The organism is Streptomyces sp. A0642 (assembly GCF_004795105.1).
Lineage (GTDB): Bacteria > Actinomycetota > Actinomycetes > Streptomycetales > Streptomycetaceae > Streptomyces.
Map to the genome: position 1 here is coordinate 14854 of NZ_SSBL01000021.1, position 23444 is coordinate 38297.

General features: G+C 70.0%; 21 protein-coding genes and 1 riboswitch. Of the genes, 13 read left to right on the forward strand and 8 right to left on the reverse strand.

What is annotated here, in order from left to right; genetic code table 11:
- Positions 1-54: 54 nt before the first annotated feature.
- Entirely contained in the window at positions 55-1008 is a 954-nt protein-coding gene (locus E6R60_RS27735; RefSeq protein WP_136329422.1) for a pyridoxal-phosphate dependent enzyme, read from the forward strand.
- Here E6R60_RS27735 and E6R60_RS27740 read toward each other — a convergent pair.
- On the reverse strand, positions 984-2585 hold the full coding sequence (locus E6R60_RS27740) for a Na+/H+ antiporter (protein ID WP_136329423.1): 1602 nt from the start codon (positions 2583-2585) through the stop codon (positions 984-986). The genes E6R60_RS27735 and E6R60_RS27740 overlap by 25 nt on opposite strands.
- 35 nt (positions 2586-2620) lie before the next feature.
- Here E6R60_RS27740 and E6R60_RS27745 point away from each other — a divergent pair, with 35 nt between their 5' ends.
- From E6R60_RS27745 to E6R60_RS27755, 3 genes are all read left to right on the forward strand, one after another.
- A complete protein-coding gene (locus tag E6R60_RS27745) occupies positions 2621-2881 on the forward strand; it encodes a UBP-type zinc finger domain-containing protein (RefSeq protein ID WP_136329424.1) in 261 nt (86 codons plus the stop codon).
- 230 nt (positions 2882-3111) lie between these two features.
- Complete coding sequence (locus E6R60_RS27750) at positions 3112-3525, forward strand: anti-sigma regulatory factor (RefSeq protein WP_067163834.1); 414 nt, start codon at positions 3112-3114, stop codon at positions 3523-3525.
- 23 nt (positions 3526-3548) lie between these two features.
- Positions 3549-4502, forward strand: a complete 954-nt coding sequence (locus tag E6R60_RS27755) for an RNA polymerase sigma factor SigF (protein WP_136329514.1) — start codon at positions 3549-3551, stop codon at positions 4500-4502.
- A 63-nt stretch (positions 4503-4565) separates the two neighbouring features.
- On the opposite strand, the gene E6R60_RS27760 is transcribed toward E6R60_RS27755, so the two are convergent.
- Positions 4566-4958 (reverse strand): hypothetical protein, encoded by a 393-nt coding sequence (locus E6R60_RS27760; RefSeq protein ID WP_136329515.1) that lies wholly within the window; start codon positions 4956-4958, stop codon positions 4566-4568.
- 244 nt (positions 4959-5202) lie between these two features.
- On the opposite strand from E6R60_RS27760, the gene E6R60_RS27765 reads away from it, so the two are divergent.
- Entirely contained in the window at positions 5203-6171 is a 969-nt protein-coding gene (locus E6R60_RS27765; RefSeq protein ID WP_136329425.1) for a diacylglycerol kinase family protein, read from the forward strand.
- A gap of 320 nt (positions 6172-6491) precedes the next feature.
- A complete protein-coding gene (locus E6R60_RS27770; RefSeq protein ID WP_003953983.1) occupies positions 6492-6749 on the forward strand; it encodes a WhiB family transcriptional regulator in 258 nt (85 codons plus the stop codon).
- A 177-nt stretch (positions 6750-6926) separates the two neighbouring features.
- On the opposite strand, the gene E6R60_RS27775 is transcribed toward E6R60_RS27770, so the two are convergent.
- Both E6R60_RS27775 and E6R60_RS27780 read right to left on the reverse strand, forming a co-directional pair.
- A complete protein-coding gene (locus E6R60_RS27775; RefSeq protein WP_136329516.1) occupies positions 6927-8393 on the reverse strand; it encodes a PAS domain-containing sensor histidine kinase in 1467 nt (488 codons plus the stop codon).
- 395 nt (positions 8394-8788) lie between these two features.
- A complete protein-coding gene (locus tag E6R60_RS27780) occupies positions 8789-9859 on the reverse strand; it encodes an SIS domain-containing protein (RefSeq protein WP_136329426.1) in 1071 nt (356 codons plus the stop codon).
- Positions 9860-10082: 223 nt separating this feature from the next.
- Between E6R60_RS27780 and nagB the strand changes: the two genes are divergently transcribed.
- Positions 10083-10868, forward strand: a complete 786-nt coding sequence (nagB, locus tag E6R60_RS27785) for a glucosamine-6-phosphate deaminase (protein ID WP_136329427.1) — start codon at positions 10083-10085, stop codon at positions 10866-10868.
- 269 nt (positions 10869-11137) lie between these two features.
- Here nagB and E6R60_RS27790 read toward each other — a convergent pair whose 3' ends face one another.
- The 4 genes from E6R60_RS27790 to E6R60_RS27805 all read right to left on the reverse strand — a co-directional run bounded on the left by E6R60_RS27790 (position 11138) and on the right by E6R60_RS27805 (position 15855).
- Entirely contained in the window at positions 11138-12667 is a 1530-nt protein-coding gene (locus E6R60_RS27790; protein WP_136329428.1) for a glycoside hydrolase family 3 protein, read from the reverse strand.
- A gap of 8 nt (positions 12668-12675) precedes the next feature.
- On the reverse strand, positions 12676-13506 hold the full coding sequence (locus E6R60_RS27795; RefSeq protein WP_136329429.1) for a carbohydrate ABC transporter permease: 831 nt from the start codon (positions 13504-13506) through the stop codon (positions 12676-12678).
- Positions 13503-14489 carry a sugar ABC transporter permease gene (locus tag E6R60_RS27800; protein ID WP_136329430.1) on the reverse strand — a complete coding sequence of 329 codons (987 nt, stop codon included), beginning with the start codon at positions 14487-14489 and terminating at the stop codon, positions 13503-13505. The genes E6R60_RS27795 and E6R60_RS27800 overlap by 4 nt, the downstream gene beginning before the upstream one ends.
- An 82-nt stretch (positions 14490-14571) precedes the next feature.
- On the reverse strand, positions 14572-15855 hold the full coding sequence (locus tag E6R60_RS27805) for an extracellular solute-binding protein (protein ID WP_136329431.1): 1284 nt from the start codon (positions 15853-15855) through the stop codon (positions 14572-14574).
- Between the two features lie 303 nt (positions 15856-16158).
- Here E6R60_RS27805 and E6R60_RS27810 point away from each other — a divergent pair, with 303 nt between their 5' ends.
- The 6 genes from E6R60_RS27810 to E6R60_RS27835 all read left to right on the forward strand — a co-directional run bounded on the left by E6R60_RS27810 (position 16159) and on the right by E6R60_RS27835 (position 23441).
- Entirely contained in the window at positions 16159-16923 is a 765-nt protein-coding gene (locus tag E6R60_RS27810) for a GntR family transcriptional regulator (protein ID WP_136329517.1), read from the forward strand.
- A 249-nt stretch (positions 16924-17172) separates the two neighbouring features.
- Positions 17173-17427, forward strand: a complete 255-nt coding sequence (locus E6R60_RS27815; RefSeq protein WP_206309535.1) for a DUF3311 domain-containing protein — start codon at positions 17173-17175, stop codon at positions 17425-17427.
- Positions 17424-19058, forward strand: coding sequence for a sodium:solute symporter family protein (locus E6R60_RS27820; protein WP_136329432.1), 1635 nt, complete (start codon positions 17424-17426; stop codon positions 19056-19058). The genes E6R60_RS27815 and E6R60_RS27820 overlap by 4 nt, the downstream gene beginning before the upstream one ends.
- A 122-nt stretch (positions 19059-19180) precedes the next feature.
- Entirely contained in the window at positions 19181-19693 is a 513-nt protein-coding gene (locus E6R60_RS27825; RefSeq protein ID WP_136329433.1) for a GNAT family N-acetyltransferase, read from the forward strand.
- An 83-nt stretch (positions 19694-19776) separates the two neighbouring features.
- Positions 19777-19908, forward strand: a riboswitch (cobalamin riboswitch).
- A 138-nt stretch (positions 19909-20046) separates the two neighbouring features.
- Positions 20047-22425, forward strand: coding sequence for a ribonucleoside-diphosphate reductase subunit alpha (locus E6R60_RS27830; RefSeq protein WP_136329434.1), 2379 nt, complete (start codon positions 20047-20049; stop codon positions 22423-22425).
- Positions 22425-23441, forward strand: a complete 1017-nt coding sequence (locus E6R60_RS27835) for a ribonucleotide-diphosphate reductase subunit beta (protein ID WP_136329435.1) — start codon at positions 22425-22427, stop codon at positions 23439-23441. The genes E6R60_RS27830 and E6R60_RS27835 overlap by 1 nt, the downstream gene beginning before the upstream one ends.
- Positions 23442-23444 lie beyond the last annotated feature (3 nt).

The window sequence follows — 23444 nt, forward strand, 5'->3', positions numbered from 1 at the left end:
GCGGGCGGCCGCACCGCCCCGGACCGCTCTGCCGCGGGCGGCCACAATGGAGGCATGCCCTCCTCGCCCCCCGACGCGCTCGGCCTCTCCGGGCTGCGGCCGGTGCTCCCGTCGCCGCTGCAGCCGGCCGAGGACGAGCGCTTCGCGCGTCACGGCGTGACGCTGCTCCTCAAGCGTGACGACCTGATCCATCCGGACCTGCCGGGCAACAAATGGCGCAAGCTCGCGCCCAACCTCCGTGCCGCGGCCGGCCGCCCCGTGCTGACCTTCGGCGGGGCGTACTCCAACCATCTGCGGGCCACGGCCGCCGCGGGCCGCCTGCTGGGCTTCCGCACCATCGGCGTCGTCCGGGGCGACGAACTCGCGCACCGTCCGCTCAACCCCTCGCTCGCCCGGTGCGCGGCCGACGGCATGCACCTGCACTTCGTGGACCGCCGGACGTACCGCGACAAGGCCGATCCTCAGGTCCTGGCGGCCCTGCTGAGCGCCCACGGGGAGTGCGAGGTCATCCCGGAGGGCGGCAGCAACGCCCTGGCCGCACAGGGCTGCACAGAGCTCGGCCGTGAGCTGCGGGGAGCGGCCGACGTGGCGGCGGTGGCCTGCGGCACCGGCGGCACCCTCGCCGGTCTCGCCGCGGGCCTGGCGCCGGAACAACGCGCCCTGGGCGTCCCGGTCCTGCGCGGCGGCTTCCTGGGGGACGCGGTAGCGAACCTGCAGCGGGAGGCGTTCGGCGGCCCGGCCGGGGCGTGGTCCCTGGACGAACGCTTCCACTTCGGCGGGTACGCCCGCACCACGCCGGAGCTCCACGCCTTCGCCGACGACTTCGAGGACCGCCACGGGCTGCCGGTCGAGCGGCTCTATGTGGCCAAACTCCTGTACGCGCTCACCGCGCTGGCCGGGGAGGGCGCGTTCCCCCCGGGAACCGCCGTCGCGGCCGTGGTCACGGGGCGCCCGGACGCCGCCCCGGACACGCCCGCCGACGCTCAGCCGTCCGACTCCTCCCGGTAGGCCGCGGCCTCCTCCAGGTCGAGCCGCCTCAGCAGGGTCCGCATCATCTCGTCGTCGATGCGGCGCTCGTCCCGCAGCCGGACGAAGACCTCGCGCTCGGCCTCGATCATCTCGCCGGCCAGTCGCCGGTAGGTGTCGTCCGCCGACTCCCCCGTCACCGGATTTGCCGCACCGAGCCGTTCCCAGACGGCGTTGCGGCGGCGCTCCAGGACGGTCCGGAGGCGGTCGGTGAGCGGCTGGGGCAGGCAGTTGCGCCGGTCGGTGAGCAGTTCCTCGAGACGCGCCTCGGCGGCCGTGGACGCCTCGCTCTGGGCCTGCGCCTCCGCGAGCGTCTCGGCCTGCCGGTCGCGCCCCGGGAGCTTCAGCACGCGCACCAGGACGGGCAGCGTGAGCCCTTGGACGACGAGCGTGCCGATGACCGTGGTGAACGTCAGGAACAGCACCAGGTTGCGCGCCGGGAAGGCCTCGCCGTCGCTCGCGACGAGCGGGATGGAGAACGCGATGGCGAGCGAGACGACGCCGCGCATCCCGGCCCAGCCGACGATCAGCGGCGAGGTCCAGTTGGTCTCGGGTTCCCTCTCCCGGATGCGTTTCGACAGCAGGCGGGGCACGTAGGTCGCCGGATAGACCCAGAGGAACCGGACCACGACGACCGCGAGGAACACCGCCACCGCGTACCAGAGGGCCTCGGCGACGGCGTACGTGCCGAGCCCCTTCAGCACGAAGGGCAGCTGGAGGCCGATCAGGGCGAAGACGGCGGACTCCAGGATGAAGGCGACCATCTTCCAGACGGCGGCCTCCTGGAGCCGGGTGGCGAAGTCGACCTGCCAGGAGCGGTGACCCAGGTAGAGCGCGACGACGACCACGGCGAGGACCCCGGAGGCGTGCACGCGCTCGGCGGCGGCGTACGCGACGAACGGGATCAGGAGCGACAGGGTGTTCTGGAGCAGGGGCTCCCTGAGGTGCGTACGGAGCCAGTGCAGCGGGACCATGAGCACGAGCCCGACCCCGACGCCGCCGACCGAGGCCAGCAGGAACTCGCCGATCCCGGCGCCCCAGCTCATGCCCTCGCCCACGGCCGCCGCGAGCGCCACCTTGTAGGCGGTGATCGCGGTCGCGTCGTTCACCAGGGACTCACCCTGCAGGATCGTCGTGACCCGGGCGGGCAGCCCCACCCGGCGCGCGATCGCCGCGGCGGTGACGGCGTCCGGCGGGGCGATGACCGCACCCAGCACGAGCGCCGCGGTGAGCGGCAGGTCGGGCACGAGCCGGTACGCCAGCCAGCCCACCGCGACGGTGGCGAACAGCACGTAGCCGACGGAGAGCAGGGCGACGGGGCGGATGTTGGCCCGCAGGTCCAGGTACGAGCTGTCCACGGCGGCCGTGTACAGCAGCGGCGGCAGCAGGAGCGGCAGCACGATGTGCGCGTCCAGCGTGTACGCGGGCACTCCCGGCAGGTACGAGCCGAGGAGTCCGAGGACCACTAGAAGGAGAGGGGCCGGCACCGGGGTGCGGCGGGCGAGACCCGCCACTGCGGCACTGGCCGCGACCAGTGCCACCAGGGGCAATGCGTCCATCCCATGATCCTCTCATCCGTCGTAACCTGGCCATCATGAGCGAGTGCCCGCATGTACCGGACCTGCCGCGCCCCGAGCCCGCGCCCCTCTCCGAGACGTGTCTCGAGTGCCGGGCGGCGGGCACCCATCCCGTGCAGCTGCGACTCTGCCTGGTCTGCGGCCACGTCGGCTGCTGCGATTCGTCACCCCGCCGGGACGCCACGGCGCACTTCAAGGAGACCGGCCACGCGGTGATGCGGAGCTTCGAGGCCGGCGAAAGCTGGCGCTGGTGCTTCGAGGACGGTTCGATCGTCTGACGTCTGGGTACGTCAAACCGGCGCTTGTTGTTCGTAATTGAGCGCCGCAGACCCCTAGCCACTGTGTGTACTCATGGGCCTACCATGAGTGACAGTCATGGGATGGGGTCTCGGCGACACGGCATCATGGATCGCGATAGCGTCGCCGGACCAGAACCGAAGACGTACCGCATGGCTCCGGGCGACCCTTCCCGGATCCTCGAAGAGTTTGTGCCACCTTGGAGGTGAGGGTGTCCCAGATCGCAGGCGAGCCCGGGAATCAGGACTTCGTAGAGGTCCGGCTGCCCGCTGCGGGTGCCTACCTGTCGGTGCTGCGTACGGCCACGGCCGGCCTCGCAGCGCGTTTGGACTTCACTCTCGACGAGATCGAGGATCTCCGCATCGCGGTCGACGAGGCCTGCGCGATCCTGCTCCAGCAGGCCGTGCCCGGTTCCGTCCTCAGCTGCGTGTTCCGGCTCGTCGACGATTCTCTCGAGGTGACGGTCTCGGCCCCGACGACGGACGGCCGGGCCCCGGAGCGCGACACGTTCGCCTGGACGGTGCTCTCCGCACTGGCCGGAAAGGTCGACTCCTCGGTCGCCGACGACCGTACGGTCAGCATCAGCCTGTACAAACAGCGCGGCGCGGGACCCGGGCCGGCGTGAGCAACGGGAACGGGGACGGTCCTGTGCGGGACGAGACGATCCGACCAGGGGTGGTGCGCGCAGCAGGCATCCCGGAACAGCAGGCCCTGCCTCATCCGGTGGACGAGGCGGATCTGCCCCGTGCGGTGGACGGGGCGGAGGGGCCCGCCGGCATTACGGTCGCGGTGGAGCAGTCGCAGGCGGAGCGGGCAGGCCAGATGAGCGAGCACGGGCACCACGATCCACACGACCGCAGCGGGGCGCGGGCGTTGTTCATCGAGCTGGGCAAGCTGCCGGACGGGTCACCCGAGAAGGCGGAGCTGCGCAACCGGCTGGTGCGGATGCACCTGCCGCTGGTGGAGCACCTGGCGCGGCGGTTCCGCAACCGCGGCGAGCCGCTGGACGATCTGACCCAGGTCGCCACGATCGGTCTGATCAAGTCGGTGGACCGGTTCGACCCGGAGCGCGGCGTCGAGTTCTCGACGTACGCGACGCCCACGGTCGTCGGCGAGATCAAGCGGCACTTCCGTGACAAGGGCTGGGCGGTGCGCGTGCCGCGCCGGCTCCAGGAGCTGCGGCTCTCCCTGACCACGGCGACCGCGGAGCTCTCCCAGCAGCACGGCCGCTCGCCCACGGTGCACGAGCTGGCGGAGCGCCTCGGCATCTCCGAGGAAGAGGTCCTGGAGGGTCTGGAATCAGCCAATGCGTACAGCACGCTCTCGCTGGACGTCCCGGACACGGACGACGAGTCCCCCGCGGTCGCGGACACGCTCGGCTCCGAGGACGAGGCCCTGGAGGGCGTCGAGTACCGGGAGTCGCTCAAGCCGCTGCTGGAGGACCTGCCACCGCGAGAGAAGCGGATTCTCCTGCTCCGCTTCTTCGGGAACATGACCCAGTCGCAGATCGCCCAGGAGGTCGGCATCTCGCAGATGCACGTCTCCCGGCTCCTGGCCCGCACCCTGGCCCAGCTGCGCGAGCGACTGCTCGTCGAGGAGTAGGCGGGCACGGGGGCGCCGGACGGTGTCCGTCCGGCGCCCCGGGGCCGCCGGGCCGCCGCACCCTCAGGCGTCGGCGCCGTCCGCGTCGGGCGCCGTGCCCGGCCTGCGGATGCCGAGTGCCTCGATGGTCGCCGGCCTCACCAGCTGATACAGCGCGGTCACCGCCACCACGGCGAGCACGATCCCGGCCGGGATCAGCGCCCCGTGGGACCGCAGCAGCGTCCAGGCCACCGGGAGCGCGATGATCTGCGTGATGAGCGCCGGTCCGCGGCTCCAGCTGCGCCGCCGGAGCAGCCCGCGGGCGGCGAAGAGCGGGATCAGCCCCAGCGCGATCACCGTCAGACCGCCCATTTCGGCCTGCTGCGGGCTGTCGGGGCGGCCGAGCAGCCCCATCACCAGCATGAGGACACCGCCGGCGACGAGGGCCACGCCTTCGAGGGCGCTGATCCCGGCCACCAGCGTGAGCCTGGCCGGCTTCGGCGGTTCGGCCGAGGGCATCGACGAGGGCGCGTTCTGCTGAGTACTCACCCTTGCAGGTTGGCATCCCGGGCACACGAAAGCGAAGCCGGGGTCGAAACGCCGCCCGGTCGCCGGGCAACGCCCCACGGCGACCGGCGCACCGCGCCCGATTCGTCACTCAGCGTGAAGGCGTCCGGGCAGGACTTCAGGCCGATACCTCGCGGTAGGTAGTCTGGCGGACATGCGCGCACTTCTTGTGGTCAACCCAGCTGCTACCACCACCAGTGCGCGGACCCGTGACGTGCTGATTCACGCGCTGGCCAGTGAGATGAAGCTGGAGGCGGTCACCACCGAGTACCGCGGCCACGCCCGTGACCTGGGGCGACGGGCCGCCGACAGCGACGACATCGATCTCGTGGTGGCGCTCGGCGGCGACGGCACGGTCAACGAGGTCGTGAACGGCCTGCTCCACGACGGCCCCGACCTCGACAACCTGCCGAAACTCGCCGTGGTCCCCGGCGGCTCGACCAACGTCTTCGCGCGCGCCCTCGGCCTCCCGAACGACGCGGTGGAGGCGACCGGCGCCATCCTGGACGCACTGGCCAACCGCACCGAGCGGACCGTGGGCCTCGGCCTGGCGGCCGGCACCCCCGGGACGGAGGACGAATCGGTCCCGGAGCGCTGGTTCACCTTCTGCGCCGGCCTCGGATTCGACGCCGGCGTGATCGGCCGCGTCGAACAGCAGCGTGAGCGCGGCAAGCGTTCGACCCACGCGCTGTACGTACGCCAGGTGATGCGCCAGTTCCTGGAGGAGCCGCACCGGCGACAGGGACTGATCACGCTGGAGGTGCCCGGCCAGGACCCGGTCACCGACCTCGCGCTCTCCATAATCTGCAACACGGCCCCCTGGACCTACCTGGGGAACCGGCCGATGTACGCCTCCCCGAAGGCCTCCTTCGACACCGCCCTGGACGTCCTCGGCCTGCAGCGTCTGTCCACCGCCGCGGTCACCCGGTACGCCACCCAGCTGCTCACGTCGAGTCCGGAAAAGGGTCCACGCGGCAAGCACGCGGTTTCACTGCATGACCTCACGGACTTCACCTTGCATTCAAAGGCTCCACTGCCCTTCCAGATGGACGGTGACCACCTGGGGCTGCGTACCAGTGTGACGTTCACAGGCGTACGCCGTGCACTGCGTGTGATTGTGTGAGTGGAAGGGACCAAAGTCCTTTAACTCGAACGTTTGGACTGGCTTCCACCCTCTAGAAGTACGGCTGTGACCTAGCCGACACCGAGGAATCAAAAAAAACTTTCCAGAAGGGGTTGTATCCGCCGCCGAGGTTTGCGAATCTCTACATGGCGATCGGGACGGCCCGCAACAACGGCCTCCACTGAAAGCCAGAACCCCTCCTCACTGCACAGGACCACAACCAGTTCATCTGGGCGTCGGCCCGACACTTGTGGGGGGATTCGTGAAAGCGTTCACATTCACAAGCCACCGTTACGTAATACCAAGGAGAGGTAGCAGCCATGGACTGGCGTCACAACGCCGTTTGTCGTGAGGAAGACCCGGAGCTGTTCTTCCCCATCGGCAACACCGGTCCTGCGCTGCTGCAGATCGAGGAAGCCAAGGCCGTCTGCCGTCGCTGCCCCGTCATGGAGCAGTGCCTGCAGTGGGCGCTCGAGTCCGGCCAGGACTCCGGCGTCTGGGGTGGCCTCAGCGAGGACGAGCGCCGCGCAATGAAGCGCCGCGCCGCTCGCAACCGGGCGCGCAACGCCAGCGCCTGACCGACGCCACCGCTACGAGCCTCAGCCAGGCGGCGCGTACAGAGCGTACGCATCACCCCGCCCCCCGAGTCGCAGCGCGCAGTACCCCCGAAGCGCATGCTTGACCAGAGAGCCCGGACCGTTCACCCACGGTCCGGGCTCTCTGCTGTGCCGGCGCTCCGCTGCGCGCGGGGGTTGCTACTTGTCGGCGCGGACCGGGATGTCGAGGACCACCTGCGTGCCGCGTTCGGGCGCCGGCACCATGCCGAACGAGCCGCCCAGTTCGCCCTCCACCAGCGTCCGCACGATCTGGAGTCCCAGGTTTCCGGCGCGCTGCGGGTCGAACCCCTCGGGCAGACCGCAGCCGTCGTCCTGAACGGTGATCAGCAAGCGTCCCTCGGCGGGCGAACCGCCACGCACCGCCGAGACCTCGACCGTGCCGGTCTCGGCCACGCCGAACGCGTGCTCCAGGGCGTTCTGCAGCACCTCGGTGAGGACCATCGCCAGGGGTGTGGCCACTTCGGCGTCGAGGATGCCGAAGCGCCCGGTGCGGCGGCAGGTGACCTTGCCCGGCGAGATCTCGGAGACCATGGCGATGACCCGGTCGGCGATCTCGTCGAACTCCACCCGTTCGTCCAGATTCTGGGACAGCGTCTCATGGACGATGGCGATCGAACCGACGCGCCGTACGGCCTCGTTGAGCGCCTCGCGGCCCTGCGGGGAGTCCATCCGGCGAGACTGGAGGCGCAACAGGGCGGCAACGGTCTGGAGGTTGTTCTTCACCCGGTGGTGGATCTCCCGGATGGTGGCGTCCTTGGTGATCAACTCGCGCTCTCGGCGGCGCAGTTCGGTGACGTCGCGCAGCAGGACCAGGGAGCCGATGCGGACGCCCTTGGGCTTCAGCGGGATCGCGCGGAGCTGGATCACGCCGCCCGCGCACTCGACCTCGAACTCCCGGGGCGCGTAACCGCTGGCCAGTTTGACCAGCGCCTCGTCCACCGGGCCGCGGGAGGGCGCGAGTTCCGCGGTGATTCCGCCGAGGTGCTGGCCGACCAGGTCGGACGCGAGGCCCAAGCGGTGGTAGGCGGAGAGGCCGTTGGGGCTGGCGTACTGGACGACGCCGTCCGCGTCGAGGCGGACCAGCCCGTCGCCCACCCGCGGCGAGGCGTCCATGTCGACCTGCTGGCCGGGGAAGGGGAAGGACCCGGCCGCGATCATCTGGGCGAGGTCGGAGGCCGACTGGAGGTAGGTGAGCTCCAGCCGGGACGGGGTGCGCACCGTGAGCAGGTTGGTGTTCCGCGCGATGACGCCCAGGACGCGGCCCTCCCGGCGTACGGGGATCGACTCCACCCGTACGGGGACCTCCTCACGCCACTCCGGGTCGCCCTCGCGCACGATCCGGCCCTCGTCCAGCGCCGCGTCGAGCAGCGGACGGCGGCCGCGCGGGACCAGATGGCCGACCATGTCGTCCTGGTAGGAGGTGGGGCCGGTGTTGGGCCGCATCTGAGCGACGGACACGTAGCGGGTACCGTCACGGGTGGGGACCCAGAGCACGAGGTCGGCGAAGGACAGGTCGGAGAGCAGTTGCCACTCCGAAACCAGCAGATGGAGCCACTCGAGGTCGGTGTCACTCAGGGCTGTGTGCTGGCGGACGAGGTCGTTCATGGAGGGCACGTGTGCGAGCGTACCTGTGGATGTGCACGGGTTCCGAACCGGACGGCCCGCGCGTACGTGCAAGCAGAAGGACCGGAAATCGTCATGCCTCACGGATGGACACCGGTAATGGTCTAGTCCACAATGCTCAAGACACAGCCTCCGCTCTCCCCGCACAGGAGAGCGGAACGAGGTACCCGCGCTCTCTGCCCTGACTGCGCGGGCACCTCCCCCGGCCGGGGGCACCGCACACCGCCGGCCGATCCGATCGCCCCTCGCGGGCGGTCCTGCTCCGGGCTGCGGTGCTGGTCGGGCTGAGGGTCCCGGCCCGGCGCCGCGGCCCGCGGGTGTTCTCCGGGCACTCGCGGTTGTTTGCCGGGCGCCCGACTCCGCCGGCCGACAGCCCTTCAGCGGGTCTCCGTGACCTTCGCGAGTGCGCGCGGCGCGTCCGGGTCCTGACCGCGGGCGATCGTCACCTCGTAGGCCAGCATCTGCAACGGCAGGATCTCCAGGATCGGCTGGATCTCCTCGGCGACCCCGGCCGTCGGCAGCACGAAGCCCGCGGAGGCCGCTTCCACCTGGGCCTTCGGGCCGACCACGAACAGGTCCGCCCCGCGGCCGCGCAGCCGGTCGAGCACCGGCTGGAGGGCCTCGCCGCCCCGGCCGTCGGTGACCACGGCGATCACCGGGGAGATGTTGTCGACCATGGCGAGCGGGCCGTGCAGCAGATCGGCGCCCGAGTAGGACAGGGCGGGGATGTAGCTCGTCTCCATCAGCTTCAGGGCGGCTTCCTTGGCCGTGGGGTAGCCGTAGCCGCGTGAGGTGATGACCATGCGCTCGGCGAAGCGGTAGCGGGAAGCCAGGGTCCTGACCTCGTCCTTCCGGGCCAGGATCGCCTCGGCGAGGTCCGGCAGCACGGCGGCCGCCGCGCCGTCGCCGCCGCGCAGGCCCTCCACGAAGAGGTACAGGCAGAGCAGCGAGGCGGTGTACGTCTTGGTGGCCGGAAGGGCCTTCTCGGGACCCGCCAGGATGTCGATGTGGTACTCGGAGACCGCGGCGAGCGGGGAGTCCGGGTTGTTGGTCACCGCCAGCGTGACCGCGCCGGCCTCCCGGGCCGCCTGCGTCGAGGCCACCAGGTCGGGCGATCCGCCGGACTGGCTCACGGTGATGACCAGGACGTCCCTGAGATCCGGCTTCGCGCCGTACGCGGTGGTGGTGGACATCGAGGCCAGGCCGCAGGGCAGGCCGAGGGTGATCTCCAGCAGGTACTTCGCGTACAGCGCGGCGTTGTCCGACGTACCGCGCGCGGTGAGCAGGACGAAGCGCGGCCTCCTGGCGGCGATCTCGGCGGCCACCGCCCGGATGGCGGGCGCCCCGCGGTCCAGGATGCGCCGGAACGTCCCCGGCTGCTCGGCCATCTCGCCGGACATGATCCGGCCCGGCTGCTCGCCCTCGCCGGCCGGGTACGTGACGGACATGTCTGGTGCCTCCCGGGTGTCGCGTTGCGTCGGTCAAGTCGAACACGGGGCACCGCGGGGCCGCCAGCGGACGACCCCGGCGCGGGCGGGGCCGGGCGGTCCCGAAACGTCTGTGCGCCGGGCGGCCGGGAGCCGTGTCCGGGGGCGCGAGTTCTGCTAGATTGGGACCTAGATTGGTCTATACCACAGGTCCTTTTCTTCACTCCAGATCGGCAGGCCCCGCGTGGAAGTTGTCATCGTCCCGGACGCCAAGGCAGGCGGCGAACTGATCGCGGGGGCCATCGGCGCCCTGCTGAGCCGTAAGCCCGACGCCCTTCTCGGCGTTGCCACCGGATCGACCCCGCTGCCCATCTATCAGGCGCTGGCCGAGAAGGTCCGCTCCGGCGCGGTGGACGCGTCGCGCGCCCGCATCTGCCAGCTCGACGAGTACGTCGGCCTGCCGGCGGGCCACCCGGAGTCGTACCGCTCGGTGGTGCTGCGCGAGGTCGTCGAGCCGCTCGGGCTCTCCGAGGCGTCGTTCATGGGCCCGGACGGTTCCGCCGAGGACGTCCAGGCCGCCTGCGAGGCGTACGACAAGGCGCTCGCCGAGGCGGGCGGGGTGGATCTCCAGCTGCTCGGCATCGGCACGGACGGACACATCGGCTTCAACGAGCCGTGTTCCTCGCTCGCCTCGCGCACTCGGATCAAGACGCTGACCGAGCAGACCCGGATCGACAACGCGCGCTTCTTCGACGACGACATCGAACAGGTGCCGCACCACGTCATCACCCAGGGCATCGGCACGATCCTGGAGTCCCGCCACCCGATCCTGCTCGCGACGGGCGAGGGCAAGGCCGACGCCGTGGCGCAGACGGTCGAGGGGCCGGTCGCGGCGATCGTGCCCGCGTCGGCGCTGCAGCTGCATCCGCATGCGACGGTCGTGGTCGACGAGGCGGCGGCGTCGAAGCTGAAGCTGGGGGACTACTTCCGCGCCACGTATGCGGCGAAGCCGCTGTGGCAGGGTCTGTAGTTCTGCCGGTACGGCGTGGGGCCGGGGCACCGTGTGGTGTCCCGGCCCCACGCCGTGCGGGGCGCCCCCCTGGGCGCTCTGCCCTCAATCGCCGGGCCGGCTCGACCCTTCCGGTGCCACACCGGGTGCGGGTTCGTCCTCAAGCGCCGGACGGGCGTGAAAGAGCGGGCTCGGACGAACCGGCATCCCCCACCCAGCGCAAGGCTTCGTCCTCAAACGCCGGACCGGCTTGAAGGCGCTGGGCGGGTGGGCCGGAACCAGAGGGATGGTCAGACGATCGCTTCCGCCGCCGCTCGGCCGCAGACTCTGGCCGCGCCGTGGGTGGCGATGTGCGGGGCGCCCCTGGGGGGCGCCTGGGGGACGCCCATTTCGATCACGATCGTGTCCGGGCGCGCCGCGAGCAACGCGTCGAGGGCCTCGGTCATCCACGGATGGCGGTGCTCGTCGCGGACGACCGCGACGATGCGGCGCTCCCCCGCGGCCCCCAGCACACCGGCCGCGGAGTCCTCGGTCTCGCTGCTGTACGTGCCGGTGTCCGTACCCGGCACCAGCCGGGCCAGTTCCGCTCCGACGCCCCACGGGGTCTCGTCGCCGACGGCGATGTTCGCGAGCGGGGTGAACGCGGCGACGTACGCCGGTCCCGTGAGCGGCTCGCCCGTGCCGGTCACCTTCACCGCGCGGCGCGCGGCGACGAGGCCGATGTCCGAGCCGATGCCCGTGCTGTGTCCGGTGCCGGGCGCGGTCCCCTCCTGCGCTGCCGCGCCCGGCTCCGGGGCAGCCCCCCCGGCCCGCCGCGTCCAGGACGCGAGGGACCGTACCCGGGCCGCGGCGTCGGCCAGCCGCTCCTCGGGCAGTTCGCCGGCCCGTACCGCCGCGACCAACGCGTCGCGCAGCCGCAGGACCGTGCTGTCGTCGTCGAGACCACCACCGACGCAGAGCGCGTCGGCACCGGCCGCGATCGCGAGGACCGAGCCGCGCTCGATGCCGTACGTCGAGGCGATGGCCTGCATCTCCACGGCGTCGGTGACGATCAGGCCGTCGTAGCCCAGCTCCTCGCGCAGCAGACCGGTGAGGATCTGCGGGCTGAGGGTCGCCGGGCGGTGCGGGTCCAGTGCGGGGAGCAGGATGTGCGCGCTCATCACCGATTTGGAACCCGCCGCGATGGCCGCCCGGAAGGGCACCAGTTCACGGGCGTGCAGGGTCTCCAGGTCCACGTCGATGCGCGGCAGCGCGTGGTGCGAGTCGACCGCGGTGTCGCCGTGTCCCGGGAAGTGCTTGGTGCAGGCGGCGACGCCGGCGGCCTGCAGGCCCTCGACGTACGCGGCGGTGTGCCGGGCGACCAGGTGGGGGTCGGCGCCGAAGGACCGCACCCCGATCACCGGGTTGCCGGGGTTGGAGTTGACGTCCGCGGACGGCGCCCAGTTGAGGTTGACCCCGCAGTCGGCGAGCCGGCGGCCCAGCTCCTGGGCGACGGCGCGGGTCAGAGCGACGTCGTCGACGGAGCCGAGCGCCAGGTTGCCGGGGAAGGACGAGCCGTGGCGCACCTCCAGCCGGGTGACGTCGCCGCCCTCCTCGTCGATCGCGACGAGCACGTCGTCCCGCTCGGTACGGAGCTGGGCGGTCAGCGCGGCGAGCTGCTCGGGCGTCTCGATGTTGCGGCCGAACAGGCCGACGGAGGAGAGGCCCTCACCGACGCGGCGCAGCAGCCAGTCCGGTGCGGTGGTGCCGGTGAAGCCCGGCTGCAGGACGGCGAGAGCGTCGCGGGTGACGGTGTCCGTGGTGGAGATCAGGGTGGTCATGGGAGGCGTTATCCCTTCACTGCGCCGTCGGTAAGACCGCTGACGGCCTTGCGCTGCAAGTAGATGAAGAGGATCAGGATCGGGATCGCGAAGAGCGAGGAGGCGGCCATGGTCGCTCCCCAGTCGTCCCCGAACGCGGTCTGGAACTGGGAGAGCCAGAGCGGCAGGGTCTGGGACTCGATGTCCTTGTTGAGGATGAGGACCAGCGGGAACTCGTTCCAGGCGGTGATGAAGCCGAAGAGCGAGGTCGCCATGAGCCCGGGACCGAGCAGGGGCAGGATCACCTTCCTGAACGCCTGCGGCCGGGTGCAGCCGTCGACCATGGCGGACTCCTCCAGCTCCTTGGGCACGGCGGCGACGTAGCCGCGCAGCGTCAGAATGGTGAAGGGCAGGACCATCATCATGTAGAAGGCCGTCAGCGGGACCAGGCTGTTCAGCATGTCCGCATCGCGGACCAGCATGTAGATCGCGATGACCATGACTTCCCAGGGGGCCATCTGCGCGATCATGAACGTCAGCAGGATGCCGCGCCGGCCCTTGAAGCGCATGCGCGCCATAGCGAAGGACGCCAGCAGCGCGATCACCAGCGAGGCGACCACGGAGACGATGGTCACCGTGAAGGAGTTGCCGACCAGGGTCCAGAAGTGGTCGGCCGCCATGGCCTTCTTGAAGTGCTCGAATGTGATCTCGGTCGGGAACCACACGGGGGTGTCGGTGATGATGTCGCCGGTCGGCTTGAAGGCCGTGCTGAACATCCAGTAGACGGGGAAGGCGAAGCCTATGAAGAGGACGACAGCAGTCAGGTTGGGCCAGATCCGGCCGAACAGTGAGCGCTTCACAGCTCGTCCTCCTCTTGCTTGAGTACGGTGCGCAGGTAGTAGGCGGTCATCGCCAGCAGGACGATGATCGTCAGGAACGAGATGGCCGCACCCATGCCGAAGTGCTGGTTGCCGACGCCTTCGACGAACGCGTAGACGGGCAGGGTCTCGGTGAGCCGGTCCGGGCCGCCGCCGTTGATCGCGAAGAGCTGGGCGAAGGACTTGAAGACCCAGATGACTTCGAGGAACGTCGTGGCCAGCAGGAACGGCCTGAGGAAGGGGAGCGTCACCAGGGTGAAGCTCTTCCAGGAGTTGGCGCCGTCGAGCGAGGCGGCCTCGTACAGCTCCTTGGGGATCGTCGTCGACGCGGCGTACAGGTTGATCGCCACGAACGGGATGGACTGCCAGACGATCACCAGGGTGACCAGCGAGAAGGTGGAGAGCTGGCTGCTCGTCCAGTTGAAGTCGGCCATCGAGTGCCAGCCGAGGCTGTCGAGGACGTAGTTGACGACTCCGAACCGCTGGGCGAACAGCCACTGGTAGACCGTGGTGGCCGCGATCATGGGCATGGCCCAGGCGAGCACCAGGCCCAGCATGAGCACCAGGCGCATCTTCTTGCCCAGGCGCGCGAGCAGGAGGCCGACCATCATCCCGAGCACCATGATCAGGACGACGTTGGCGGCGGTGAAGACGACCGACCGCTCGACGACCCTCCAGAAGTCCGAGCTGCCGAGGACTTCCTTGTAGTTGTCGACGCCGTTCCACTCGGTGAGGTGGAGGATCAGCTGGCGCGGGTTGAGGTTCTGGAACGACAGCATGCCGTTCTTGACCAGGGGGTAACCCAGGAGCACCGCTGTGACGAGCAGTGCGGGCACGAGGAGGAGGTAGGGCGCGGAGCCACCGGACCGCTCCTTGCTCGATGCGACGGGGCCACCGGAGGGGGCGTCATCCTTGCGGACGCCGGCTGCCGGGACCGAGTCCACTTTTTCGGTCTGCACTGACATGCTCGCCATCTCTGTCTTGGGCCGTACGGTCGAGTCACGCGAGTACGCCGGGGGGCGGTTGCCCGCCCCCCGGCGCGTGCGATCAGCTCTTCTGCGAGAGACGCTTGTTGATCTCCGCCTCGACCGCCTTGGCGGCTTCGGCCGGGGACTTTCCGTTCAGAACCGCGGTCATGTAGCTCTTGATCGGGTTCGGCGCGTTCTCGACAGCGGCCCACTCGGGGATGAGCGGGGTGGTGCCACCGGCGGCGGCGGCCGGGGCGGCGGCCTCGGCGGCTCCGTTTCCGGTCAGGTTGGAGTTGAGCGACTCCTTGTTCGGGATGACGCCGTTCTCCTTGGCCAGCTGGCCCTCGAACTGGTCGGACAGTGAGAGCTTCAGGAACTCCTTGGCGAGGTCCTGCTTCTTGCTCCCCGCGGCGACCGCGAAGTTCGAGCCACCGAGGAAGACGCCCTCGGGCTTGTCGGCGGTCTCACCCGGGATGGTGAAGTAGCCGATGTCGCTCTCGATCTTCTTGTTGGCCGCGATGGCCGTGCCGGCCTCCCAGCCCATGCCGATGAAGGCGCCCACGTTGCCCTTGGCGAAGACCTCCGCCTGCTGCGGGGTGGCCTCGTCCTTGTCCTTGGGGGCCTTGGAGTAGGCCTGGTACTTCTTGTAGAGCTCCATGGCCGCGGTGACCTTGGGGTCGGAGAGGTTGGAGACGTACTTGTCGCCTTCCTTCTTCACGAGGTCCGCGCCCTGGCCGATGGTCAGGCCGTCGAAGAAGTACCAGTTCTGGCCGGGCAGGTAGATCGGCTCGGCCTTGCCCTTCTTCTTGATGGCTTCCAGGTCCTTGAAGAACTCGTCCCGCGTCTTCGGGGTGTCCTTGATGCCGGCGTCGGCCCAGACCTTCTTGTTGTAGATGACGACGCGGTTGGCGAAGTACCACGGGGCGGCGTACTGCTTGCCGTCGAAGACCGAGGACTCGTTGAGCGCCTCGACCCAGTCGCCGCCGATCTCCTTCTTGAGCTCGCTCAGGTCGGAGAGGCCGCCCGTCGCCGCGTAGGCCGGGGTCTGGGTGTTGCCGACCTCGATGACGTCCGGCGGGGTCGACTCGGAGAGCGCCGTCGTGATCTTCTGCTGAATGCCGTCCCACTTCTGGGTCTCGAACTTCAGCTTCGCGCCGGTCTTCTTCTCGAAGGCGGCGGTCAGGTCCTTGGTCCAGCCGGGAGGCGTCGAGCCGTCCATGGCCCAGACCGTCAGCGTCTGGCCCTTGTAGCTGTCGGGGCCGGTCTTCTTGCTGCTGCTGTCGGTCTTGTCGTCCGAGCCACACGCAGTGGCACCGGCCAACAGAGCCACGACGCCAATGGCCGCGATGAGTCCGCGCTTCACGACACCCTCCTCAGGGATGCAAGAGAATTCCCCCCACCACCCGAGAACGCCCACCGTCGCACAATGAGGCGACGGGTACTGCCCGTGGGGCTGGGACCTGGTCTTTAATGGTTTAGACCAGTACCGGGAGCTTGGCCTAGACCTTTAGGGGTGTCAAGGGTGTATAAGAAGTGCACTCGCGTCCGTTACAGGACCGACACCTGAGGGAGGGCGACGAGCCGTGACCGGACCGTGCCACCATGTGAGCCGCGACAGACGGAGGAGCCGGTGACGGCAGCAACGCAGCAGTCGGGAAGGCGGGCCATGGGTGCCGACGGGGGCAGTGCGGGCAACGAGACGGGCGCGGGCACGCGCACCGCACGCGTCCCGAAGTACTACCGGCTGAAGCGCCATCTCCTCGACATGACGGACACGATGCCGCCGGGCACCCCCGTGCCCCCGGAGCGGACCCTGGCCGCCGAGTTCGACACCTCGCGCACCACCGTGCGCCAGGCGCTCCAGGAACTGGTCGTCGAGGGCCGGCTGGAGCGCATCCAGGGGAAGGGGACCTTCGTCGCCAAGCCGAAGGTCTCGCAGGCCCTGCAGCTCACCTCGTACACCGAGGACATGCGGGCCCAGGGACTGGAACCGACGTCCCAGCTCCTGGACATCGGCTATGTGACGGCCGACGACACCCTCGCCGGACTGCTCGACATCACCACCGGCGGGCGGGTGCTCAGGATCGAGCGGCTGCGCCTGGCGAGCGGTGAGCCGATGGCGATCGAGACCACCCACCTCTCGGCCAAACGCTTTCCCGCGCTGCGGCGTTCGCTGGTGAAGTACACGTCCCTCTACACGGCCCTGGCCGAGGTGTACGACGTGCGCCTGGCCGAGGCGGAGGAGACCATCGAGACCTCCCTCGCCACCCCGCGCGAGGCCGGCCTGCTCGGTACGGACGTGGGGCTGCCGATGCTCATGCTGTCCCGGCACTCCGTGGACGGTCAGGGTGAGCCGGTCGAGTGGGTCCGCTCGGTCTACCGGGGCGACCGCTACAAGTTCGTGGCCCGCCTGAAGCGGCCGCTGGACTGATCCGGCCACCGGACGGGCCACCCGCACCGCCGCACGCCCGCACGGCCCCCGTGGAAGCGTTCCCACGGGGGCCGCGCCCTGGGCGCTTGGCCTGGACCAACCCCCCGACGTTTGACGTCAATTCGGTCAGGCGCCCGAGGCCACAGGACCGTTGCCGGACCGCAATGCGGACAGGGGGTGACGGTGGGCGGGACCCTCGCCTAGATTTCGTGCGCATTACACGAGGTGATCAGCGAGGGAGTCGCCGCCATGCCAGCAGCCCCAGAAGGAAAACCACCCACCGTCACACCGATGCGGGTGGTCATCGCCCTCTGTCTCGTCGCGCCGTTCGTGGCGATGCTCTGGGTGAGTTCGTACGCCAAGGTCGATCCGGCCTTCATCGGGATCCCGTTCTTCTACTGGTACCAGATGCTCTGGGTGCTGATCTCGACCGCGCTCACCATGGTCGCGTACAAGCTGTGGCAGCGTGACCAGCGCTCCCGCAAGGGAGGTGCGTCAGCATGAAGGACGGCGTGAACGGCGTCGCGCTCGGCGTCTTCATCTTCTTCTTCCTGGCCGTCACGGTCGTCGGCTTCATGGCCGCCCGCTGGCGCAAGGCCGAGAACGAGGCCAGCCTCGACGAATGGGGCCTGGGCGGCAGGTCGTTCGGCACCTGGGTCACCTGGTTCCTGCTCGGCGGCGACCTCTACACCGCGTACACCTTCGTCGCCGTCCCCGCGGCGATCTACGCGGCGGGCGCGGCCGGCTTCTTCGCGGTGCCCTACACCATCCTGGTGTACCCGCTGATCTTCACGTTCCTGCCGCGCCTGTGGTCGGTGTCCCACAAGCACGGTTACGTCACCACCTCGGACTTCGTCCGCGGACGCTTCGGCTCCAAGGGGCTCTCGCTGGCGGTCGCCGTCACCGGCATCCTCGCCACGATGCCCTACATCGCCCTGCAACTCGTCGGCATCCAGGCGGTGCTGGACGTGATGGGCGTCGGCGGCGGCGAGAACACCCACTGGTTCATCAAGGACCTGCCGCTGCTGATCGCGTTCGCGGTGCTCGCCGCGTACACCTACTCCTCGGGGCTGCGCGCACCCGCGCTGATCGCCTTCGTCAAGGACGGCCTGATCTACCTGGTCATCGCCGTGGCGATCATCTACATCCCGATCAAGCTCGGCGGATTCGACGACATCTTCACCAAGGCGAGCGAGGCCTTCTCGGCGAAGAACGAGGCGGCCGGCAAACCGGTGGCCGGACTGGCCCCCGGCGAGGCCGGGCAGTGGGGGTACGCCACCCTGGCGCTGGGCTCGGCGCTGGCGCTGTTCATGTACCCGCACTCGATCACGGCGACGCTCTCCAGCCGCAGCCGTGACGTGATCCGCCGCAACACGACGATCCTGCCGCTGTACTCGCTGATGCTGGGCCTGCTCGCACTGCTCGGGTTCATGGCGATCGCCGCCGGAGTCAAGGTGGACAACGGTCAGCTGGCGATCCCCCAGCTGTTCGAGAACATGTTCCCCGACTGGTTCGCGGGCGTGGCCTTCGCCGCCATCGGCATCGGCGCGCTGGTACCCGCCGCGATCATGTCGATCGCCGCGGCGAACCTGTTCACCCGCAACATCTACAAGGACTTCCTGAAGCCGGACGCCACACCCGCGCAGGAGACCAAGGTCTCCAAGCTGGTGTCGCTGCTGGTGAAGGTCGGCGCGCTCGCCTTCGTCCTCACCATGGACAAGACGGTCGCGATCAACTTCCAGCTGCTCGGCGGGATCTGGATCCTCCAGACGATGCCGGCCCTGGTCGGCGGCCTGTTCACCCGGTGGTTCCACCGCTGGGCGCTGCTCGCGGGCTGGGCGGCCGGCATGCTCTACGGGACGCTCGCCGCCTACGGGGTCGCCAGCCCGACCCAGAAGCACTTCGGCGGGTCCTCCAAGGAGATCCCGGGCATCGGCGAGATCGGCTACATCGGCCTCACGGCCTTCGTGCTGAACGTCGTGGTCGTCGTCGTCCTCACCTTCGTCCTGAACGCCGTGAAGGCGCCCGCCGGGATCGACGAGACCTCTCCGGGCGACTACACCGCGGACGCGGGCGACCCGGGCGTGGTGACGGAGCTCCCGCCGGCCACCGTCGGTGCGCCGGGCGGCCACTGACCGACGCGTACGTGAACGGAACGGGCCGCCGCATCCCTCCGGTAGGGATGCGACGGCCCGTTCGCGCGTACGGCGGAAAAGCCCTTGCGGCCACGGCCCCGGCGTGCGGCACACTGCACCGTATGGACATGACGATCCGGCCGGTCGAGCCCGCCGACTACGCACTCCTCGGCGAGATCACCGCCGAGGCCTATCTCGGCGACGGGCTCCTGGACTTCGGCATCGGCGATCCGTACCTGGAGAAGCTCCGCGACGTCCCCCGCCGCGCGGCCGAGGCGGAGGTGCTGGTGGCCGCCGACGCGCGGGGCCGCGTCCTGGGCGGGGTCACCTACGCCCCGCCGGGCAACCCGTGGGCCGACATAGCCGCGGCGGACGAGGCCGAGTTCCGGATGCTGGCGGTCTCCCGCGAGGCCCGTGGCGCCGGGGCGGGCGAGGCGCTCGTGCGGGCCTGCATCGACCGCGCACGGGCCACCCCGGGGGTCACCGGGCTCGTACTGTCGACGCAGCCCGCGATGCACGGGGCCCATAGGCTCTACCAGCGCCTCGGCTTCGTACGGACCCCCGAGAGGGACTGGGACCCCATCGACGACCTGAGGCTGCTGGCCTACCGGCTGGAGTTGCTCCCTCCGGCGTGACAGCGCGCACGACCGGAGCCGCTCACTAGGAGCTGACAGCGAGCACGACACAACATGTGGGGGCTGCCGTATCCGGCAGCCCCCACATGTATGCTCATGCTCGCTGTCGCCGCAGGGAAATCCGGTGCGAATCCGGAACTGTCCCGCAACGGTGTGTTCGGTGCGCTTTTGCGCACCCCCGAGTCCGAGGTCCTGCCGACAGCGCATCCGGTTCGACCGATCCGGATGCCCAGACGTCCGGGCCTCGTGGATGGGCCGGTGGACGCCGCACGGAGCGCTGCCCCGCCGGGTCCCGCTCCGCCCGGCTGCCCCCGCTCCCCGAAGGCCCCGAGCCGAGCGAGGGAGAGCACCGCGTGACCATCGCGCCAGCCGATCCGGTTTCCGTGGCCGAGTCAACGGGAAGCACGAGCGACGGACCGGGGACCGCACTGCTGCGGACCCTGACCGGCCTCACCGCCGATCTGCCCGACACCGACCCCGGACGCGTCGCCGCCGCCGCGCTGCGCGGCCGCAACGCCCGGTCGGACGAGGCCGAGCTGCGCTCGCTGGCCACCGAGGCCGCCGCGGGCCTGATCTCCGAGGACCCCGCCTACTCCCGGCTCGCCGCCCGCCTCCTCACCCGCACGATCGCGGACGAGGCGGCCGGGCAGGGCGCGACGTCGTTCTCCGCCTCCGTCGCCGTCGGGCACCGCGAGGGGCTGATCGCGGACCGCACCGCCGAGTTCGTGACGCTGCACGCGGAGACCCTGGACGCGCTGGTCGCGCGGTCGCTCGCCGACGGCGCCGACGACCGCTTCGGCTACTTCGGTCTGCGCACCCTGCACAGCCGTTATCTGCTGCGCCACCCGCACACCCGTCAGGTCATCGAGACGCCGCAGCACTTCATGCTGCGCGTCGCCGCCGGCCTCGCCGAGGACACCTCCGCGCGGGCCCTGGACGAGGTCGCGGCGCTGTACGGGCTGATGAGCCGGCTGGACTACCTGCCCTCCTCCCCCACGCTCTTCAACTCCGGCACCCGCCACCCGCAGATGTCCTCCTGCTACCTGCTGGACTCTCCGCTGGACGAGCTGGACTCGATCTACGACCGCTACCACCAGGTGGCGCGCCTCTCGAAGCACGCGGGCGGCATCGGCCTCTCGTACTCCCGTATCCGCGCCCGGGGTTCGCTGATCCGCGGCACCAACGGGCACTCCAACGGCATCGTGCCGTTCCTGAAGACGCTCGACGCCTCCGTCGCCGCCGTCAACCAGGGCGGCCGGCGCAAGGGCGCCGCGGCCGTCTACCTGGAGACGTGGCACGCGGACATCGAGGAGTTCCTGGAGCTGCGCGACAACACGGGCGAGGACCAGCGGCGTACCCACAACCTCAACCTGGCGCACTGGATCCCCGACGAGTTCATGCGCCGGGTCGACGCGGACGGCTCCTGGTCGCTGTTCTCCCCGGCCGACGTGCCCGAGCTGGTCGACCTGTGGGGCGACGCGTTCGACGCCGCGTACCGGGCGGCCGAGGACAAGGGCCTGGCCCGCAAGACCATGCCGGCCCGCGAGCTGTACGGTCGCATGATGCGGACCCTCGCCCAGACGGGCCAGGGCTGGATGACGTTCAAGGACGCCTCCAACCGCACCGCGAACCAGACCGCCGAGCCCGGCCGCGTCGTGCACTCCTCGAACCTCTGCACGGAGATCCTGGAGGTCACCGACGACGGCGAGACGGCGGTCTGCAACCTCGGCTCGGTCAACCTCGGCGCGTTCGTCGAGGGCGGCACGATCGACTGGGAGCGCCTGGACGCCACGGTCCGTACCGCCGTGACGTTCCTCGACCGGGTCGTCGACATCAACTTCTACCCGACCGAGCAGGCCGGCCGGTCCAACGCCCGCTGGCGGCCCGTGGGCCTGGGCGCCATGGGCCTCCAGGACGTCTTCTTCCAGCTGCGGCTGCCGTTCGACTCCCCCGAGGCCCGCGCCCTGTCGACGAAGATCTCCGAGCGGATCATGCTCGCCGCGTACGAGGCGTCCTGCGATCTCGCCGAGCGCTCGGGTCCGCTCCCCGCCTGGTCCGAGACGCGTGCCGCCCGCGGGGTGCTGCACCCGGACCACTACGACACCGAGCTGCACTGGCCGGAGCGCTGGGACGCGCTGCGGGCGCGGGTCGCCACGACCGGCATGCGCAACTCGCTGCTGCTGGCCATCGCGCCGACGGCGACGATCGCCTCGATCGCGGGCGTGTACGAGTGCATCGAGCCCCAGGTCTCCAACCTGTTCAAGCGCGAGACGCTCAGCGGTGAGTTCCTCCAGGTCAACGCCTATCTGGTGGACGAGCTGAAGAAGCTCGGCGTGTGGGACGCGCGGACCCGCGAGGCGCTGCGCGAGGCGAGCGGCTCCGTGCAGGGCTTCGCCTGGATCCCCGAGGAGGTGCGGGCGCTGTACCGCACGGCCTGGGAGATCCCGCAGCGCGGTCTGATCGACATGGCCGCGGCCCGTACGCCGTTCCTCGACCAGAGCCAGTCGCTGAACCTGTTCCTGGAGACGCCGACGATCGGCAAGCTCTCCTCGATGTACGCGTACGCCTGGAAGCAGGGGCTGAAGACGACGTACTACCTGCGCTCGCGCCCGGCGACCCGGATCGCGCGCGCCGCGTCCGCCGCCCCGGTGCCCGCGCAGGCGTCCGCGCCCGACGCGGACGCGATCGCCTGCTCCCTGGAGAACCCCGAGTCCTGCGAGGCCTGTCAGTAATGAGCACCGACACCGGCAAGAACCTGCTCGACCCGGGTTTCGAACTGACCCTGCGGCCGATGCGCTACCCGGACTTCTACGAGCGCTACCGCGACGCGATCAAGAACACCTGGCACGTGGAGGAGGTCGACCTCCACTCCGACGTGGCGGACCTCGCCAAGATGACGCCCGCCGAGCAGCACCTGATCGGCCGGCTGGTCGCGTTCTTCGCGACCGGCGACTCGATCGTGTCCAACAACCTCGTGCTGACGCTGTACAAGCACATCAACTCCCCCGAGGCACGGCTGTACCTGTCGCGGCAGCTGTTCGAGGAGGCCGTGCACGTCCAGTTCTATCTGACGCTGCTCGACACGTATCTGCCCGATCCCGACGACCGGGCGGCGGCCTTCGACGCGGTCGAGGAGATCCCGTCGATCCGCGAGAAGGCGCAGTTCTGCTTCCGCTGGATGGACTCGGTCGAGAAGATCGACCGGCTGGAGACGAAGGCCGACCGCCGCCGTTTCCTGCTCAACCTGATCTGCTTCGCGGCGTGCATCGAGGGGCTGTTCTTCTACGGCGCCTTCGCCTACGTGTACTGGTTCCGCTCGCGCGGGCTGCTGCACGGCCTCGCCACGGGCACCAACTGGGTGTTCCGTGACGAGACGATGCACATGAACTTCGCGTTCGAGGTCGTGGACACCGTCCGCAAGGAGGAGCCCGACCTCTTCGACGACGCCCTCGAACAGCAGGTCACCGACATGCTGAAGGAGGCCGTCGAGGCGGAGCTGCAGTTCGGCCGCGACCTGTGCGGCGACGGGCTGCCCGGGATGAACACCGAGTCGATGCGCCAGTACCTGGAGTGCGTCGCCGACCAGCGGCTCACCCGGCTGGGCTTCCCGGCGGTGTACGGGTCGGAGAACCCGTTCGCGTTCATGGAGCTCCAGGGCGTCCAGGAACTGACGAACTTCTTCGAGCGCCGCCCGTCCGCCTACCAGGTGGCCGTCGAGGGCACGGTCGGCTTCGACGACGACTTCTAGTCC